Here is a 16,103-nt window from a genome sequence, read left to right on the forward strand (position 1 = left end):
TCCCGAGACAAGTTCGAGGTGCGCCGGGTTTATGGCGGGAAATAGGCAATCTCCCCGGCCTGACTTCTAGCGCAGGGGTTGTTCAGAAAGTGTTGCCAAAACGTCACAATCGCACGAGGCGGTCCCGGTGCGGCTTATATGCAACGCAGCTTGGATACCGGAATCACCGACGATGCCGGCCCAGACGAAAAAGGCCGGGCAATGCCCGGCCTTTTAAAAGGATTTTCAATATCTTAGAACTTGATCTTGAGACCCCCGGAAATCGCCGTGACCAGATCGTTGCCGAAGTCATAGCTGACGTCGGTGCCGGCCGGATAACCGTTCTCATCCGTGAGCACCCCGGAATGGCCGCTGGTCAGCACACCTATCGCGCCTGCCAGGCGAAGTTCGATGTTCGGTCGCGGCGTGTAGGCCACCCCGCCGCCCAACGTCCAGGTATCGCTCTGATCACCGTAACCATGCGACGTACCCCGGTCCCATGAAATCTGCACGGCGCCGCTCCATTGCTCATTGAACTGATGACCAATGCCGCCGGTGACCGTCCAGCCATCACGGTACATCAAGTCGAGCGAGGTTAGCCTGACAGGGCTGGGGGAAACTGACGTACAGGGTGCGATACCTTTGCTTGCCGTTGAGCAGATCGGAATACTTTGCAGCACGCTCCAATTGACCCACTTGATCGAACCGAAAGCGAGCCAGCCAGGAGCGATGCCTGATTGAAGCTTTAATTCCACGGAATCCGGCATCTTCGCCGAACCGTAAATGTCTGTCACAGCCGAAGAACCAGGAGGCAGGAAAGCCGCGATCGGAGCCAAGGATGTGGTATCGAGCGTGCCCGAAATGTTGTCGAGTTTGACCTGCGAATTGTAAACGAGACTGGCACGCAAAGCGATGTCGGGAATTTCGTAGGCGATACCGGCTCGCCATCCCCAGCCGTCTGCCTTCAGATCGACACGACCGACGAAATTGGCGGGGACAGGGAAGACGCCTGACAGGTCAGGAACACCGCCAATATAGCTTGTCTTGAAGCCGTAGACTTCTTGATAGAACGCGCCGCCGATGAAGCGAAGCTGGCCCTTGCCGACATCCATCTTGTAAGAGCAGGTGCCAGCGTAATTGTTGCTCTTGATGTTGGTTTCGATGTTGGAATACGAGCCGTTCCAAATACCCGGGCTCGAACTCGCCCCCCATGGCTGCGAGTAATCAAGCAGGCAGTCCACGCCGTGGCCGAGTGACGCCTTTACGCCAAAGTAAGGCACCCAATAGTCGCCCGTGTTGCGCGTCGAGCTATTGCCGCTAAGCGGGGCCGGGTTTCCCGACGTGTCGACCGCGTTCTTTAGTTTGCGGTGTGGTGAAACATAGGTCGCGTCAGTGTTCACGGTAAACGGCGCCGGATCGAACAGCAGATCGATGTCGTAGCCACCTCGTTCAATGCCGCCGGCATGCGCCCCGTTTATCGTCGTGCCGATCAAAGCAAGCGAAAAGCACCCCGCCCCCAGCAGTGCTTTCAGATGCAGATTGTACATGAATCGCCTCCCCCGAATTCGAGCACGACCTCAAGCAAAACCACTTGCACGGCTAACACAACAACGATTTCAAGAGGCGTACACGTACGTATTCAGCGATTGCGTTCTGCGTCGCGGTGTCGGGCGGCATGAACCAAGTAAAATTGCCGATTTTCGAGTGCATCCCCATAAAAATCCGGAGAAACTCAGCCAAAACCGCGCAAAAAGGTGTCCTGAAGGCCAATTTGGGCGCTGTAGCATTATGGCAACATCGTGCCAAAAAAGCTTCCGTTTACGTCAAGATCACCTTAGTTAAGCAACTGCTTTTGGAGCGACGGCGCATCCATGGGAGTCGGAGGCCGAAAAGAAAAGGCCGGGCAATGCCCGGCCTTTTGCTCAACAGATCAAAGGCGTTACCACTTGATGCTGTAACCAGCCGAGAGTGCATAGCCCCAATCACCGTCCACGGAACGGTTGAAGCCATTTCGCGGGTCGGGGCTGCCAGGAACATAACTGTTGTTGTATTGGGTCTCGGAAACGGAGGCCAGATAGACTGCCGCTACACCCAGGCGCAATTCGCCACCCAACTTGTCCTTCATCGAAACACCCGTGCCGATCGTATAGCTGTCGCCAGTCAGGTCCCAACCAGTGCTAACGCCGCGGTCATAGGATGCAAAAACAGTCCCTGAGATCTGATCGTTGAACTTATGACCGATGCCGCCGGTGACCGTCCAACCGTCACGCCAGAAATACAGATTGCCGCTGTTCAACGCCAACGCCGGCACGTTCAGCATCAGCGTTTCCGTAACAGACCAATCCGTCCACTTCACGCTACCGTAGGCGAGCCAGCCCGGAGCGATACCAGTTTGCGCCTTGAATTCGACTGATTGGGGAAAGTTGGCTTCCCCCGTTGCTCCGCCGGGAAGAGCCCCTCCCAGAAAGCTTGCCGTACCGGAGGCATTGATGTCGACGCCAGAGCGGTACATCAATTGGGTGCGGAGCGCGATTTCCGGAATTTCATAAGCAATGCCGGCACGCCAACCGATATTGCTGTCATGCAGGCTGACGCCAAGGACGGGTATGCTTGTCCCCAAAGGAGCACCGGCAACGAGCCGGTAGTCGGTGACTTCGTTGTAGACGCCACCAATAAGCCAGATACGGCCTTTGCTGAGATCGAACTTCAACCCGCAAGTCGCACCATATTCATACATGGTGAAGTCTTCATTCAGCTTGCCGAGCGTGCCGCTCGAACGCGACCACGTCGCGTTACCGCCATATGATTGCGTGAGAGTGCCGGCACAGGAGAGACTGTCTGACAGCTTGAACTTAACGGCGGCCGATGGAATGGCGTAACTGTCCGCGTAGTTCTCCCCGACCAGATAGGGATTCATCGGGTTCACCGAATATTTCCGGGTCGGCGCGACATAGGTCACGCTGGTGCGCATATTGAAATTGCCGTCTTCAAAAAGAATATCGGTATCGGCGGTGCCGCGCGAAAAACCGCCAGCGTGCGCCGAGCCCATCAAAGTCAGCGAAAAGCACCCTGCCCCCAGCAGTGCTTTCAGACGCAAATTGTTCATGGATGTCCTCCCCGAATAACTAGTGCGTCAAGCTAGAGCCAATTCAGGTTAACGGTGCAATAACGAATTCGCGGGGCGTACATGTACATGCTCGCCAAAGGCATTTTCGACAAAATGCAGTTAGGTATCGCAAGGCCGAAAAACGGTCCTGCGCGTGCTTATCCGACCGAAAAATGAGGAAGATTCGTTTCAAAAGGCTCAAAAATAGCCATTTTCAGGGGCTTTCGGCCCCATTGTTACATTATGGCAACAATGGGGCTAAAACTTCCGTTTACGTCAAAATTAACGCAACGGAATGCCTACTTTCGAGGCAAAAGGATTGTCATTTTAGAGATGACTAAGGTCCAGCGAATCTATCCTCAACCGGCATCGCGAACCCTGGTCAACGCCACCGAGAGCTTGTCCTGCGCGTCGCGATATTCGGCGAGCTTTTCGCGCTCGGCGTCGACGATCTCGGCCGGGGCGCTGGCGACGAATCTTTCATTCGACAGCTTCTTGTGCAGGCGCGCGATCTCCTCGGTCACCTTGGCCAGTTCCTTCTGCAGCCGGGCAGCCTCGGCGGAGAGATCGATCAGGCTGCCGAGCGGCAGGCAGATTGTCGCCTCGTTGAGGACGATCTGCGCCGCGCCCTTGGGAGCCGTGTCGGCCAACGAGATGTCGCCGACACGGGCCAGCCGCTTGATCGCCGAGTCCTCGCGAACCAGCCGCTCGCGCGTCACATCATTGGCGCCGACCACGACCAGCGGCGCGATCGCCGCCGGCGGCACGTTCATCTCGGAACGCACCGAGCGGATGCCGGAGACCAGGTCGACCAGCCAGTTGATGTCGGCGGCGGCATCCGCGTCCTCGAAGTCGGGCGACGGCCAGGCGGCGTGACACAACAGCGAATCGCGCTCCTTGCCCTCGCCCGCCGTCTGCGCCCACAGCTCTTCCGTCATGAACGGCATCATCGGATGCAGGAGCTTGTAGATTTCGTCGAGCACGAAGGCGACGCAGGCGCGGCTCTCGGCCTTGGCCGCCTCGTCCGTGCCCATGAACACCGGCTTCAAGAGTTCCAGATACCAGTCGCAGAACAGGTTCCAGACGAAGCGGTAGGCAGATCCTGCCGCTTCGTTGAAGCGGTATGAAGTGATGCCGTCGGTGATCTCGCGCGCGGCCCGCGTCAACTCGGTCAGGATCCAGCGGTTGACCGCAAGCTTGGCATCATTCAGCCAGAAATCGTCGTTGCGCGCGACTTCGTTCATCTCGGCGAAGCGCGTCGCGTTCCACAGCTTGGTGCCGAAATTGCGGTAGCCGGCGATGCGCGCCGGGTCGAGCTTCACGTCGCGCCCTTGTGCCGCCATCACGGTCAAGGTGAAGCGCAACGCATCGGCGCCATATTCATCGATGAGGTCGAGCGGATCGATGACGTTGCCTTTCGACTTCGACATCTTGGCACCGTTCTTGTCGCGCACCAACGCGTGAACATAGACGGTGTGGAACGGCTCCTCGTCCATGAAATGCAAGCCCATCATCATCATGCGGGCAACCCAGAAGAAGATGATGTCGAAGCCGGTCACCAGCACGTCGGTCTGGTAATAGGTCTTCAGCTCCGGCGTCTGGTCCGGCCAGCCCAAAGTCGAGAATGGCCACAGCGCCGAGGAGAACCAGGTGTCGAGCACATCCTCGTCGCGGTTCAGGATCTCGCCCGGCTGGAAGTTTTCCAGCTTGTCCTCGACCCAGGCCTTCCACGGGCCTTCGAGCGCCAGGTAATATTCGATCGCCGCGCTCAGCGCCTCTTCCTCGGTCTTCTCGACGAAGACGCGCCCATCCGGCCCGTACCAGGCCGGAATCTGATGGCCCCACCACAGCTGGCGCGAGATGCACCAGGGCTGGATGTTCTCCATCCAGTCGAAATAGGTCTTTTCCCAATTCTTCGGCACGAAGTTGGTGCGGCCTTCGCGCACGGAGGCGATCGCCGGCTTGGCCAGTTCCGCCGCGTTGGCGTACCACTGCTCGGTCAGGAACGGCTCGATCGGCACGCCGCCGCGGTCGCCATGCGGCACGGCATGGCGATGTGGCTCGACCTTTTCCAGGAAGCCGCCTTCTTCCATCAGATCAACGATCTTCTTGCGCGCGACGAAACGGTCGAGCCCGTCAAGCTCGTCCCAGACGGCCTGGCGCTCCGGCGTCGCATCGAGACCGGCGAGGAAGTCTTCATTGTCCTTCAACTTGATGGCGGCTTCGATGGTCAGGATGTTGATCGCCGGGAGCTTGTGGCGCTTGCCGACCTCGAAGTCGTTGAAATCATGCGCCGGCGTGATCTTGACCGCGCCCGAGCCCTTTTCGGGGTCGGAATACTCGTCCGCGACCACTGGGATTTTTCTGCCGACGATCGGCAGCACGACGTTCTTGCCGACCAGATGCCGGTACCGCTCGTCATCCGGATGCACCGCCACCGCCGTATCGCCCAGCATCGTTTCCGGGCGCGTGGTCGCGACCGTGATGAAGGTTTTCGGATTTTCCGGATCGAAGGTCTCGCCCTCCAAGGGATAGCGGAAGTGCCAGAGATTGCCGTTGACCTCGTGCTGCTCGACCTCGAGGTCGGAGATCGCGGTCAAAAGTCTCGGGTCCCAGTTCACAAGGCGCTTGTCCTTGTAGATCAGCCCTTCCTTGTAGAGGGTGACGAAGACTTCGAGCACGGCCTTGGACAGGCCTTCATCCATGGTGAAGCGCTCGCGCGACCAGTCGGCCGAGGCGCCGAGCCGCTTCAGCTGGTTGAAGATGGTGCCGCCGGATTCGGCCTTCCACTCCCACACTTTCTCGATGAACTGCTCGCGCGTCAGGTCGCGGCGGTGAATCTGCTTCTCCATCAGCTGCCGCTCGACCACCATCTGCGTGGCGATGCCGGCATGGTCCATGCCCGGCTGCCACAACACGTTCTTGCCGCGCATGCGCTCGAAGCGCACCAGAATGTCCTGCAGCGTGTTGTTGAGCGCATGGCCCATATGCAGCGAGCCGGTGACGTTGGGCGGCGGAATGACGATGGTGAAGGCTTCGGCCCCCTCTTCCGCCCCGGCGCCGGCGCGGAAGGCGTCCGCCTCTTCCCACACTTTGGCGATCTTCGGCTCGACGGTCTTTGCGTCGTAGGTCTTTTCAAGCATGGGGAAACGGTCCGCGCTGTCGGGATTTTGCTGGTTCGGTGTAAATCGGAAGGTCTTGGCCAAGTCAACCGCAAGGGCCGCCTCGGTTCACCAGAAGCAAATAGTCGCTCCCGCCCACATTTCAACGGAGGGTCGTGGCGCTCGGCACTCGCAGCTTGACCGCCGGGCGTCGTAGCCATACCGTGCGGACGCTGCAGTAGGGCGCATCGGCTTCCGGCCGGAGGGGCATTGCCCGCCTACGCCACCTCAACCCCGCAATGCGCCCATGCCGACCCTCGAACACCACAAGAAACAGGCCAAGCTCTATCTCAAATGGCACCGCGAGCGGTACTATCCCGTCGCCGCTGTGATTGGATGGCTCTTGCCGCGTTTTCACGATCTCAGCGACAGCCAAATCCTCGATCACGGCTTCAAGCTTGCCGATGCCCAGGAACTCGTCGCCAGAAAGTCAGGTTTCGAGAGCTGGCAGGCGCTGAAGGAAGGCCTTCAAACCGTGACCGATCATGCAGCAACAGACGCCGCGAAACCGCATCTCGCCTTTGCCGAGCCACAGCTCTTTGTCAGCGACATCGTAGCGGCCTGTAATTTCTATCGGCAAAAGCTCGGCTTCGAGACGCGCTTCACCTATGGCGAGCCGCCCTTCTACGCCCAAATCATCCGCGATGGCGCACGGCTCAACCTGCGCCATGTCGACAAGCCTCCACTCGCCGCCAATTCGACCGATGACCTACTGGCGGCGACGATCGTCGTCGACAACATCAAGGCCCTGTTTCTGGAGTGTCAGGCGGCCACGGCCCCGTTTCACCAGACATTGCGGACCGAACCCTGGGGCGCTCGCACGTTCATCGTCAAGGACCTCGACAGCAACCTCATCTGCTTCGCGACCAGCGCGGGCTGACCTCATCGACAAAAACGCCGCCTCACGGGCGGCGTTTCGGGAGTGATCGTTGGAGGAGATTACTGCGCGCCGCGCGCCACGCGCTCGATCTCCTCGCGCACCAGGCGCTCAACCAGCGTCGGCAGATTGTTGTCCAACCAGTCCTGCAGCATCGGCCGCAGCATCTCCTCGGCCATCTCGTCGAATGTCTTCTTGCTGCGGCTGGCAAAGGCATCGGACAACTCGCCGAAGGCCGCCGCGACCTGCCGGCCCGTGTGTTCGGAGAGGATTGCCGGGCGCGCCGCGGGCGCCTCATTTGCCCCCGCGCGCGCCTGGGCGTCGTCTGCCGGAGCCTCGTTTGAAGACGGCCGTTCGAACGCAGCCTCCACCACCGGTTCACTCGCCGGCGCTTCGGGCTGGGCGACCGGCTTGCGGATGCCCGGTATCGCTTTCGCCTGCTCTCCGACCGCCGCGATCTCGCGCCGCCAATCGGCAACGATGGCATCGCTTGTCGCGCTGGCCTGCGGGGCGGCCGGCGCTTCGGTCGCTGTGACGGGCGCCGGCTCCGCGGCGATCCTGGCGCTGACCTCGGCAAGCGTCATCGACGGCTTGAGCGGCACGGGATCGGCGCGCGTCTGCGATTCCATGCGCGCAATCACCGGCTCGGGCGACGGCGCCTGGACTTCCGCGAGCGCGACCGGCTTCCTGGTTTCGGGGGCAGCATGCAACTCGGCGCGAAAAGCATCGACATCGGCGGCGGGAGCCTCGCCCGGCGACGGCTCAAGATCCTGCCGCAGCTCTTCGGTCTCGCCCGGCTGCTTGCGACCGTTGTCGCTGTCCTCGATGATCCTCCTGATGGAAGCCAGTATCTCTTCCATGGAAGGTTCGCGCTGTGCGCTGCTTGCCGTTGCCATCGTCACATCCGCCGCCCTTGTGACCTGTTAGTCTTCCGCTCCGGCAGAAGCCGGATTCGAATCATGGCGACAGCGTAGCCGACGGATCGCTGCACGAGAATCCCCAATCTGGGGACATGTGGGATTTCAACAGATTAGAAGCAATTCCGGGAAAAGTGTGAAAACGGCTTTCCCGGGAAAGCGCATAGCGCTTTCCCTCGGGAATTGCGTCAATGCAAAGGAATAGAGCAGGAAACCAGAGCGGAACCGGTTTCAAGCCAGGTTCCGCTCAGACGGGCCCGACACAAGTCGAGCCTCAGGCGTTTAGCGGCCGTCCGGCGTACGCACGCCGATCCACTTGTCCTTGACAGCGTTGTAGTGCTCTTCGGGCTTGTACTTGGTAACCTGCAAGGCAAGCCGGTCGACCGACAGGCGACCCATCGCCGACAGGATGGCATAGCTCGCCACCACCACATCGTGTTCGGAATTGGCCTGGTTGATCTTGGCGGTGATGACGGCGGCCTGCGCGTTGAGGACGTCGAGCGTGGTCCTCTGGCCGACATTGCGCTCTTCGATGACGCCGTTCAGCGCCAGTTGCGCGGCGTCGATCACTTGCTTGTTGGCCGAGACGCTCTGCTGCGCGGCGGTGTATTGCGACCATGCGGTGGCAACGGCCTGGCGAACCTGGTCGCGGCTGACGTCGACCTGGATGCGGGCCTGGCCAAGCGATTCCTTGTTCTGCCGCACGACCGCCGAGGTCCGACCGCCCGAATAGATCGGAATGGTCAGCGTCGCACCGATATTGGCCGAGGTCGAATTGCCGTTGGAACCGGAAAGGTCGGGGATGGCGTTGCGGTAGTTTTCCGAAATGCCGGCCGACGCGGACAGCTGTGGCAACAGCGCGCCCTCCGCTGACTTCACCGAGAACGCCGCCGCGTCGACCAGATGCTGCGTAGCGAGAATGGCCGGGTGTTCATTAGCCCCGATCGCAATCGCCGCATCGAGGCTCGACGGCAGCAGCCTGCCCAAAGGCGAAGCGGGCTTGAGCTTGCCCGGCTCGTCGCCGACGACCTGGTGGTAGGTCGCGGCACTGGCCAGCGCCTGCGCGCGGGCGGCACTCAGCGAGGCCACCGCCGAGGCACGCGACGCATCGGCCTGCGCGACATCGGTGCGCGTGCCCTCACCAACCTCGAAACGCGAGCGCGCGGCACGCGCCTGCTCGGTCAGGAACTGCAGGTTCTGCTCCGTCAGCACCGCGATCTGCCGATCCCGGATCACGTCCATATAGGCCGTGGCTGCGCTGAACAGCGTGTTCTCTTCGGTATTGCGCAGGCTCTCGACCGATGCCTTTACCTGGGCTTCAGCCGCCGCCACGTTGTTTTTCGTCTGAAAGCCGTCAAACAGCGACTGGTTGATCTGAATGCCGTAACCGCCACTCGTCAGCTTCGAATTACCGCCGCCATTTGCCTGGCGCGTGTTTGTATAGTCGATGGAAGCCGATCCAGTAATCGTTGGGCGCCAGCCTGATTTGGCAATCGCCACGCCTTCGTCGGTGACGCGTACACCGGCGCGGGATGAATTCAGCGTGGAATTGTATTGATAAGCCTTGGCGAGCGCGCCTGTGATGGTTTCCGCCGAAGCGGTTAGTGGGGACAGCGCGGTCGCGGAGACGAGGACGGCGGCAAAAAAGCTCTTGGATACAGACGGCACGGGTATATCCCTCATTCGTTTCCCATGGGAACTACGCCGCTCCAGCTTCTCGTTAGAGCAGCCGGAGTGGCGTGTTTCATTCCCTGTCGCTCGGTCCCAAAGTGCCCCCAGTCTGGGATCGCAACGATTGTTCAAATGCAAGCGACCATGACAAAGCCTCTGCTGCAAGGCAAAATCATTCAGAATTCAAAAGCATGCTCACGTTCGAATCCAGGTAGTGGCTTAATTGCCGCATTAAATGCCCTTCTCCCGGTTACAACCCCCCCGGCCTTGAAAAAAAGTCGCGCAACGCCGGAATTGCCCCGCCCTTCGACCGCGACGAGTCGGCCGCCTTCGGCGAGCTGATCGAGCAACGGCGCCGGCACTTTCTCGACGCTGCCGCCGATGAAGATGACGTCATAGGGTGCCTTGGCCGCATGACCCTGCGCCAGCGCGCCCTGGACCACGGTCACATTGCCGCAGCCAAGGCCGGAAAGCGTCGATGCCGCGGTTTGCGCCAGCGTCGAATCGCTTTCGAGCGCCACGACCGACCTCGCCAGCCGCGACAGGATGGCTGAGGCGTATCCGGTGCCACAGCCGACGTCGAGCGCCGAATCGGTCGCATTGATCTCGGCCAGCTGCATCAGCTTGGCCAGCGGCGATGCTTCCATCAGATAGCGCGCACCATCGGCGCCGTCGGCAATGCGGATGTCCTCGTCGATATAGGCGAGATCGCGCTGGCGGTCGGCGACGAAGACCTCGCGCGGCACGGTAAGCATGGCCTCCAGCAGCGGGGCGCTGGTCACGTCGGTGGTGCGAACCTGACCGTCGACCATCTTGACGCGAAGCTCGGAGAAATCAGCGCTCATGTTCCAACCAATCCGCTTGCCGCGCCAGAACCGCGGTTCATTTCGATGAGAACGTCAGGCTCCGGCGCTGAGCGCGCGGGAGCCCGGGTATTGGAGGCCTCGCCCGGAATCGAACCGGGGTGCAAGGATTTGCAGTCCTCTGCGTAACCACTCCGCCACGAGGCCTCGTTGCTCCCGGCGTTCCACCCGGTTCCAATAGGTTGCGGCGAAAATGGCGTCAAGCGGCCACCACGCATTCGGCGCGGTTTCCTCTGCAAGAATCCGACCCTCCACATCGATCGCCGTGGTCACAATGGGTCACGACGCATATTAGACGATCATTAAGTATACCAGGAGATCACGAGAAACTCCACGCCCCCGCCACCGTTGAGAAACGAGGAGGACTTCGCCATGCGGCCGGCAACGCCCAACACCGGAACGAACGCCTGGGACGGCTTGTCGCGATCAGCATGCGAGGCGTTGCTGCGCCATGCCATCGACTGCCTGGCGATAGATGGCACCGCCAGGCTTTCGCCGCGGGACCGCGCGCGCCTGGCCTCGGCTGCCGCCGTTCTCAGGGAAATCCGCGAGGATTTGGGAAGAGGTGCGAACCGAAAAGCGGATTCGCCAAAATCCGAAACCCGAACAAGGGCATAACGCAGCGGAAGAACGGCATGGTCAAACGCCCGGTTTGGTGCCCGTCGTTCCATCCGGCCGACGCCGCCGCTCCCACCAGACGACGAAGCGACGCCGGTGGCGCCGCACCATGGCGAATTCATAGGAAAGCACCAGCAATCCGATCGGAACCATCCAGAAGCCAAGGATCGGCAGAAAGCCAAGAATGCCGCCGATGGTCAAGAGAATGCCGATCGTGATTCTGAGGCCGCGCGATTGCGGCATGGTGAATTCGCGGCCGAAAATCGAGATCTTTCGTGCCGGTATCCGGTTTTCGTCTGCTGCGGTCATCGCCAATGGCTGTCCATCTGGTCGCTCGAAAAAGCCTGTTTACGAAAGCCGCGACCGCCGTTTCGGTTCCGCGCCCATCGCCAAGACGGCTAATATGAGGGCGGACGCGGCCGATTGCGAGAAACCCGCCGCGCGAAAAAGTCTCGGAAAAAAGCGAAATGCTTCTTTGCAAAGGCGAAAGGTGTTTGCTATAGGCTGCGCCACTTGCTGAAGAGCATCCGTTCCCCGGTAGCTCAGTGGTAGAGCAACCGGCTGTTAACCGGTTGGTCGCTGGTTCGAATCCGGCCCGGGGAGCCAAACATTTTCAAACACTTAGGAATGATGCCTGCCTGAGCGCGAAATTGCGCTTTTGCCTTATGGGGCTACGTCTGGGCTACAATCGCCAATTTCCCCATCCCTTCCGGTCGTGATGTTGCTTTCGCACGCGTTCCTGCGCGACTATCCAACTTTCAATGAAAGGGGCTAGCGCGATGCCGTCCAAGGTTTGGAACGCTGTTGCGTCTGCGGCAGTTGGGGGCGTCGTCGGGATTGGCGGGACCGTCACCACCGGTGCTTTCGGATACCTCGACAAAAACCGAGAGCTCGACATCGAGATGGTCAAAGTCGAGCTTTCGATTTTGGCAGGAGAAAACAAGGACACTTCCCTGCCAGGCCGAAAATTCGCCTAGCCGTTCGACTGCTCCGGATCGCGAACGTTCTAGGCGCCGCAGGGGACCGCGTCATAGACCAAGCAAAGCGGGAGATCGCCCAATGACCGCTCACGTCAGAACGTTGGGACCTTTCGGTATGGCGGCGCGGATGAACCCGCCCGATGGCGCCAGTCAGTCGAGAAGCGTCTGAACAGCCTCCTAGAACGCGCCATGGGCCTGATTACGTCCTTCGTTCGCATGTTTCTCCTATATTAGCATTGCGGCATATACTTGCCATGCGGCGCCTAGAGCGGAGACCCAAATGGGCGGCTATAAGGCCTGGCATGATATTATTCACGACCATCAGGTCGAAAGTTTCGCTTCAGAGAACGGTTTGACTGCGGACCTGGTCTGGGAGTTGATCCTAAAACACGGTAACAGCCGCAAGGCCGTGATCAAAGCTGCTCAGGGCGCCCTCGAATCGGCCGGCGTCGAGTTCACCACCGAAAATGGCGGCGGCGCTGGGGTGAGGATCAGGAAGCCATGAGGTCTTCTTGATTGGAAACCCGCAATCGCAGAAGGCCCCGTTGGTGCTGTTTGTTGCCGGCCTGCGCGTTCCGCGATCGCACCATAGGCGCCGGCGGCAACCGCATATTAGCATGTCCTTGTGGCGGACATGTTTCCGCCTGGCCGGCGCCTTTTACCCCAACGCCCCCCGCCCAACGAGGCGTCGGCCCCCTTTCATCGTCGCTCGAAAGTCGGTTTCCAGTCGCGGCTCCGCTCCCGTTGCTGTCCCTCGTAGTCAGGAATGCAAGAACACCGGGCGCCGATCGCGGCCCGCGGCCTTGCAGTGCGAGCAGACGAACAGCCCGACAAGATCCTGATGCATTGAGCGGTGGCCGGGTTCAAGGCGGCCTGTGAGCGCTTGTATATCGAGTTTGGCCGATCGGCAGCACATGGAATGGCTGCAGTCGACGTAGACGCTTTCGCGTGCGGCAAGTGTATGGGCGAGAGTCTCGAGAGGCACGGCGATCTCCCTTGGGGGGCGCGGCAACCGGAGGATCATGTTTCTGATCTCGGTGACGATGGAAGCCGGCTTGCGCACGATTTGGAGAATCCCAGCCATCTATGGCATTGTATTTATTAACGCTAATATGAGGGGCGACCGACTTCGTGAGACATTCCGAAACCATCAGTTTTTGAAGCAGGAGCATGGCCGACACCAAACCGTCGCCCCCAACTGTGGAAATCAGCCAATCCCTAGGCGAGTGGGTTGTTAGGATCGTAACAACGGACGGCAACACCTATTCCAGAGCCTTCGAACGTGAGTCCGATGCCGTCGCTTTCGCTGTGAATCAGCGTTTGCATTTGGGATTGCAACTTCCGCCGCCTGACTAGTCGCCCTGAACTGGCACCTTGCTTAGGCCTTTGTCCTCCTGGACTGGCCCGGGTTCAGGAAGCCATCCCTTATCAGGTCCAACGCGTCGAGCGCGTCTTCATCCAACAAGTTTGTCAAGGGCACTCCACCCACGCGTACAACCTTGTTGTTGTCTATGTCGTAGACCTCCCAGAGCCCATCGCTGATTCTTCGGATTGCGTGCCGTCTCTCCATAAGGAGTCTCTAATAAACGAGTCACCGAAGCGCCAGCAAGAAAACTCGATCCAAAGAGTTAACGGTGGAAAACCATGCTCGCTTTGACAAGCTCCTGCGAATGACGCGCAAAGAGGCCGCGTCAGATCAAACTGGCAATCAGACGTTTCCAACAAGGCGAGTTCGCCGGCGCCATCATCTCAAATCGTCAACCACTTCCGAAAGTGAGCAAGGTTGAGTTTGTGGTCGAACGATGCTCGACCTTAAGGGCAAAGAGGATGGCGAAACATGCCGCTGGCCTGGCTACCAGCCCAAGCGAACTATCTGGGAAAGCTCGGCAATGTCGCCATAGATCATCGAACCCTTGACGAGAAAACATTTGTTACCGAGAACTTTGAAGAGTGGGCTCGACGCGGTGCAAGCCGGCCGGTCCTTGTCCTTGGCATCCGCATAGCCGATGCTGATGGCAAGGACAGCGATAGCAATGAGTGTCGTCTTGGTCATATTGGGCCACCCACCAGCGAGCCTCTGCAAAACATAGGACGTGAGCGTCTATTAGCACTTGCTCATATTAGCCTTCATCCATCAATCAAATGAAGCGGACCCGTCTTCGATCGCGCGCTAAAGGTAGATCAAAGCCGGCGGAGACGAGAGGGCAGCCCGGGGCGAGCGCTATAAAAATCGATGTTTCACCATTGCTTCCTAAGGAGCTTGCGATGGATCACGTGGGGGCCTAACAGCGAGGTCAATCTTTGCGTTGAAGTTGTCGAAGCCTGCGGAGCCATCCCACGGTGCCCCCTCACGCCATACCGACAATGCTCTGCGCATGGGCATGGAGATGTTGGGCAGCCCGCCGGTATTCGATCGCGTCGCCGCTGCAAACAACCAGGAACTGCGCCGCGAACTCGCGCGTATTTGTGGCCGGTTTGGCGAGCATGGCCTTCGCAATCTCCGATATGTCTTGATAGACGCGTTTCAGATCGCGGTCGGAAATGTCCAGGGAGATCGAATTCATCATTGCCTCCCAGCGCCGAAAACCCGCCAGGATGGGACTTTCGTTCGAGTTTGCGGCAAAAATCTCTTCCGGTGCAGCGGCCCCTATACGCGGAAAGGAGACCATCGTGCCTACCACCGTGCGTCTTGTCATTGCATCAAACATCAAGCCCGAACTCCTACGACTGAACGCAATTCTGTAGGGCCGGCGATCCGGTGGCACATTGTTCTGCGTCAAATTTCGGCAACGTCGAAAACCGGCATTGCCTCCGCAGAGCTTGAGGGAGGACTTCGGCTGGTGGGTTGAAGGAGCCAATTCATCGCAATGTCGCCCCGCTCCCGCTTGCGCGCGGTTGTCCGCCGCGCGATAGATGCCTCGGTTCAGGGAGGCATCATGCGCAAAATCCTGGTTTCGGTTCTGCTGGCCGCGGTTGCGCTTTACGCGAATTGCGCTCTGGCACTGGACAGCAGCAGCACGCCTGTCGTCGTCACCCCGCTCGCATCACGCACGACCACCGCTTCCGGCCAGCCGATCACGCTGCCGCAGAAGAACGTGGCAGGTGCTGGTGTCGACCTATGACATCGCGCCGGGCGCGACCTTGCCGGTGCACCGGCACCCCTTCCCGCGCTATGCCTATGTCGAGGCCGGAACGCTGAAGGTCACCAATGTCGAGTCCGGCAACAGCAACACCTACAAAACAGGCGATTTCATCATCGAGATGATCGGCCAGTGGCATCAGGCCACGAACATCGGCGATGGCCCGGTCAAGCTCCTGGTGATCGACCAGGTCGAGCAAGGCGCCAAGAACACGGAATTGCGGCAGTAGCCAAGCGTCATGCTCATGTGCCGAAAGGCGAGAGGCAACACGCCGCCCGCCTCGCTCCGTATCGGATAACCATCCTGCCCCCAGCGCAGGACCAGTGCTCAGCCCCAGCTGCCGACCATCTGTCGTGTCGTCGCATTCAGCCGGTTGAAGGCGTTGATCAGGGCGATCTGGACAACCAGCGCGGCAAGCGCCTTTTCATCATAGTGGCGGGCGGCTTCGTCCCAGACATCGTCCGGCACGGCGTCGGGCCGGTCGGCGAGCCTCGTGCCGGCCTCGGCCAGCGCCAGGGCCGCCCGTTCGGCGTCGGTGAAGTAGGGCGTCTCGCGCCATGCCGCCAGCGCAAAAATGCGCTCGTCCTTCTCGCCGGCCTTCTTCAGTTCGCGCGCGTGCATGTCGACGCAGAGGCTGCAGGCATTGATCTGGCTGGCGCGCAGATGAATGAGCTTGCGCGTCACATAGGGTATGTCGGCCGCCTCGGTCGACTTGTCCAACGCCAGCAGCGCCTGCAGGGCGCCTGGGATGAGCATCACGGGATTCTTGAGTCTGGCTTGCATGGTCTTCT

Annotated in this window: 14 protein-coding genes, 2 tRNA genes and 1 pseudogene; 6 read left to right on the forward strand and 11 right to left on the reverse strand. The window is 60.0% G+C overall.

Translation table 11 applies throughout. The annotated features are described in order from the left end of the window. Positions 1–233: 233 nt before the first annotated feature. From ACVILI_RS21825 to ACVILI_RS21835, 3 genes are all read right to left on the reverse strand, one after another. On the reverse strand, positions 234–1,526 hold the full coding sequence (locus ACVILI_RS21825) for an OmpP1/FadL family transporter (RefSeq protein WP_069092311.1): 1,293 nt from the start codon (positions 1,524–1,526) through the stop codon (positions 234–236). A 392-nt stretch (positions 1,527–1,918) separates the two neighbouring features. Further along, entirely contained in the window at positions 1,919–3,085 is a 1,167-nt protein-coding gene (locus ACVILI_RS21830) for an outer membrane protein transport protein (protein WP_019858578.1), read from the reverse strand. 359 nt (positions 3,086–3,444) lie between these two features. Next, positions 3,445–6,228 (reverse strand): valine--tRNA ligase, encoded by a 2,784-nt coding sequence (locus ACVILI_RS21835; RefSeq protein WP_038647259.1) that lies wholly within the window; start codon positions 6,226–6,228, stop codon positions 3,445–3,447. Positions 6,229–6,493: 265 nt separating this feature from the next. Here ACVILI_RS21835 and ACVILI_RS21840 point away from each other — a divergent pair, with 265 nt between their 5' ends. Beyond that, positions 6,494–7,126, forward strand: coding sequence for a bleomycin resistance protein (locus ACVILI_RS21840; RefSeq protein ID WP_069092312.1), 633 nt, complete (start codon positions 6,494–6,496; stop codon positions 7,124–7,126). Positions 7,127–7,185: 59 nt separating this feature from the next. On the opposite strand, the gene ACVILI_RS21845 is transcribed toward ACVILI_RS21840, so the two are convergent. The 6 genes from ACVILI_RS21845 to ACVILI_RS21870 form a co-directional block, all read right to left on the reverse strand. Further along, complete coding sequence (locus ACVILI_RS21845) at positions 7,186–8,019, reverse strand: PopZ family protein (protein ID WP_064984130.1); 834 nt, start codon at positions 8,017–8,019, stop codon at positions 7,186–7,188. A gap of 303 nt (positions 8,020–8,322) precedes the next feature. Beyond that, positions 8,323–9,708 (reverse strand): TolC family outer membrane protein, encoded by a 1,386-nt coding sequence (locus ACVILI_RS21850; RefSeq protein ID WP_027046920.1) that lies wholly within the window; start codon positions 9,706–9,708, stop codon positions 8,323–8,325. Positions 9,709–9,887: 179 nt separating this feature from the next. Continuing rightward, positions 9,888–10,556 carry a protein-L-isoaspartate O-methyltransferase family protein gene (locus ACVILI_RS21855; protein ID WP_038647265.1) on the reverse strand — a complete coding sequence of 223 codons (669 nt, stop codon included), beginning with the start codon at positions 10,554–10,556 and terminating at the stop codon, positions 9,888–9,890. A 91-nt stretch (positions 10,557–10,647) separates the two neighbouring features. Continuing rightward, positions 10,648–10,721 (reverse strand) — tRNA-Cys (locus tag ACVILI_RS21860). 155 nt (positions 10,722–10,876) lie between these two features. Next, positions 10,877–11,245, reverse strand: a complete 369-nt coding sequence (locus ACVILI_RS21865) for a hypothetical protein (RefSeq protein ID WP_148307384.1) — start codon at positions 11,243–11,245, stop codon at positions 10,877–10,879. After that, positions 11,214–11,501, reverse strand: coding sequence for a hypothetical protein (locus ACVILI_RS21870; RefSeq protein WP_019858587.1), 288 nt, complete (start codon positions 11,499–11,501; stop codon positions 11,214–11,216). The genes ACVILI_RS21865 and ACVILI_RS21870 overlap by 32 nt, the downstream gene beginning before the upstream one ends. A gap of 222 nt (positions 11,502–11,723) precedes the next feature. On the opposite strand from ACVILI_RS21870, the gene ACVILI_RS21875 reads away from it, so the two are divergent. The 4 genes from ACVILI_RS21875 to ACVILI_RS21890 all read left to right on the forward strand — a co-directional run bounded on the left by ACVILI_RS21875 (position 11,724) and on the right by ACVILI_RS21890 (position 14,318). Continuing rightward, a tRNA-Asn gene (locus tag ACVILI_RS21875) sits at positions 11,724–11,798 on the forward strand. Between the two features lie 173 nt (positions 11,799–11,971). Next, positions 11,972–12,169 carry a hypothetical protein gene (locus tag ACVILI_RS21880; RefSeq protein ID WP_148307390.1) on the forward strand — a complete coding sequence of 66 codons (198 nt, stop codon included), beginning with the start codon at positions 11,972–11,974 and terminating at the stop codon, positions 12,167–12,169. 283 nt (positions 12,170–12,452) lie between these two features. After that, complete coding sequence (locus tag ACVILI_RS21885) at positions 12,453–12,677, forward strand: hypothetical protein (RefSeq protein ID WP_038647287.1); 225 nt, start codon at positions 12,453–12,455, stop codon at positions 12,675–12,677. A gap of 1,332 nt (positions 12,678–14,009) precedes the next feature. Then, positions 14,010–14,318 (forward strand): hypothetical protein, encoded by a 309-nt coding sequence (locus ACVILI_RS21890; protein ID WP_171880381.1) that lies wholly within the window; start codon positions 14,010–14,012, stop codon positions 14,316–14,318. A gap of 202 nt (positions 14,319–14,520) precedes the next feature. Here the strand turns inward: ACVILI_RS21890 and ACVILI_RS21895 are convergent, their stop codons facing one another. Continuing rightward, complete coding sequence (locus ACVILI_RS21895) at positions 14,521–14,880, reverse strand: hypothetical protein (RefSeq protein ID WP_147377452.1); 360 nt, start codon at positions 14,878–14,880, stop codon at positions 14,521–14,523. A gap of 228 nt (positions 14,881–15,108) precedes the next feature. Here ACVILI_RS21895 and ACVILI_RS21900 point away from each other — a divergent pair. After that, a pseudogene (locus tag ACVILI_RS21900) lies at positions 15,109–15,541 on the forward strand (cupin domain-containing protein). 98 nt (positions 15,542–15,639) lie between these two features. Here the strand turns inward: ACVILI_RS21900 and ACVILI_RS21905 are convergent. Then, positions 15,640–16,095 (reverse strand): carboxymuconolactone decarboxylase family protein, encoded by a 456-nt coding sequence (locus tag ACVILI_RS21905; protein WP_019858596.1) that lies wholly within the window; start codon positions 16,093–16,095, stop codon positions 15,640–15,642. Between the last annotated feature and the right edge of the window lie 8 nt (positions 16,096–16,103).

It is taken from the genome of Mesorhizobium sp. USDA 4775, assembly GCF_054062655.1.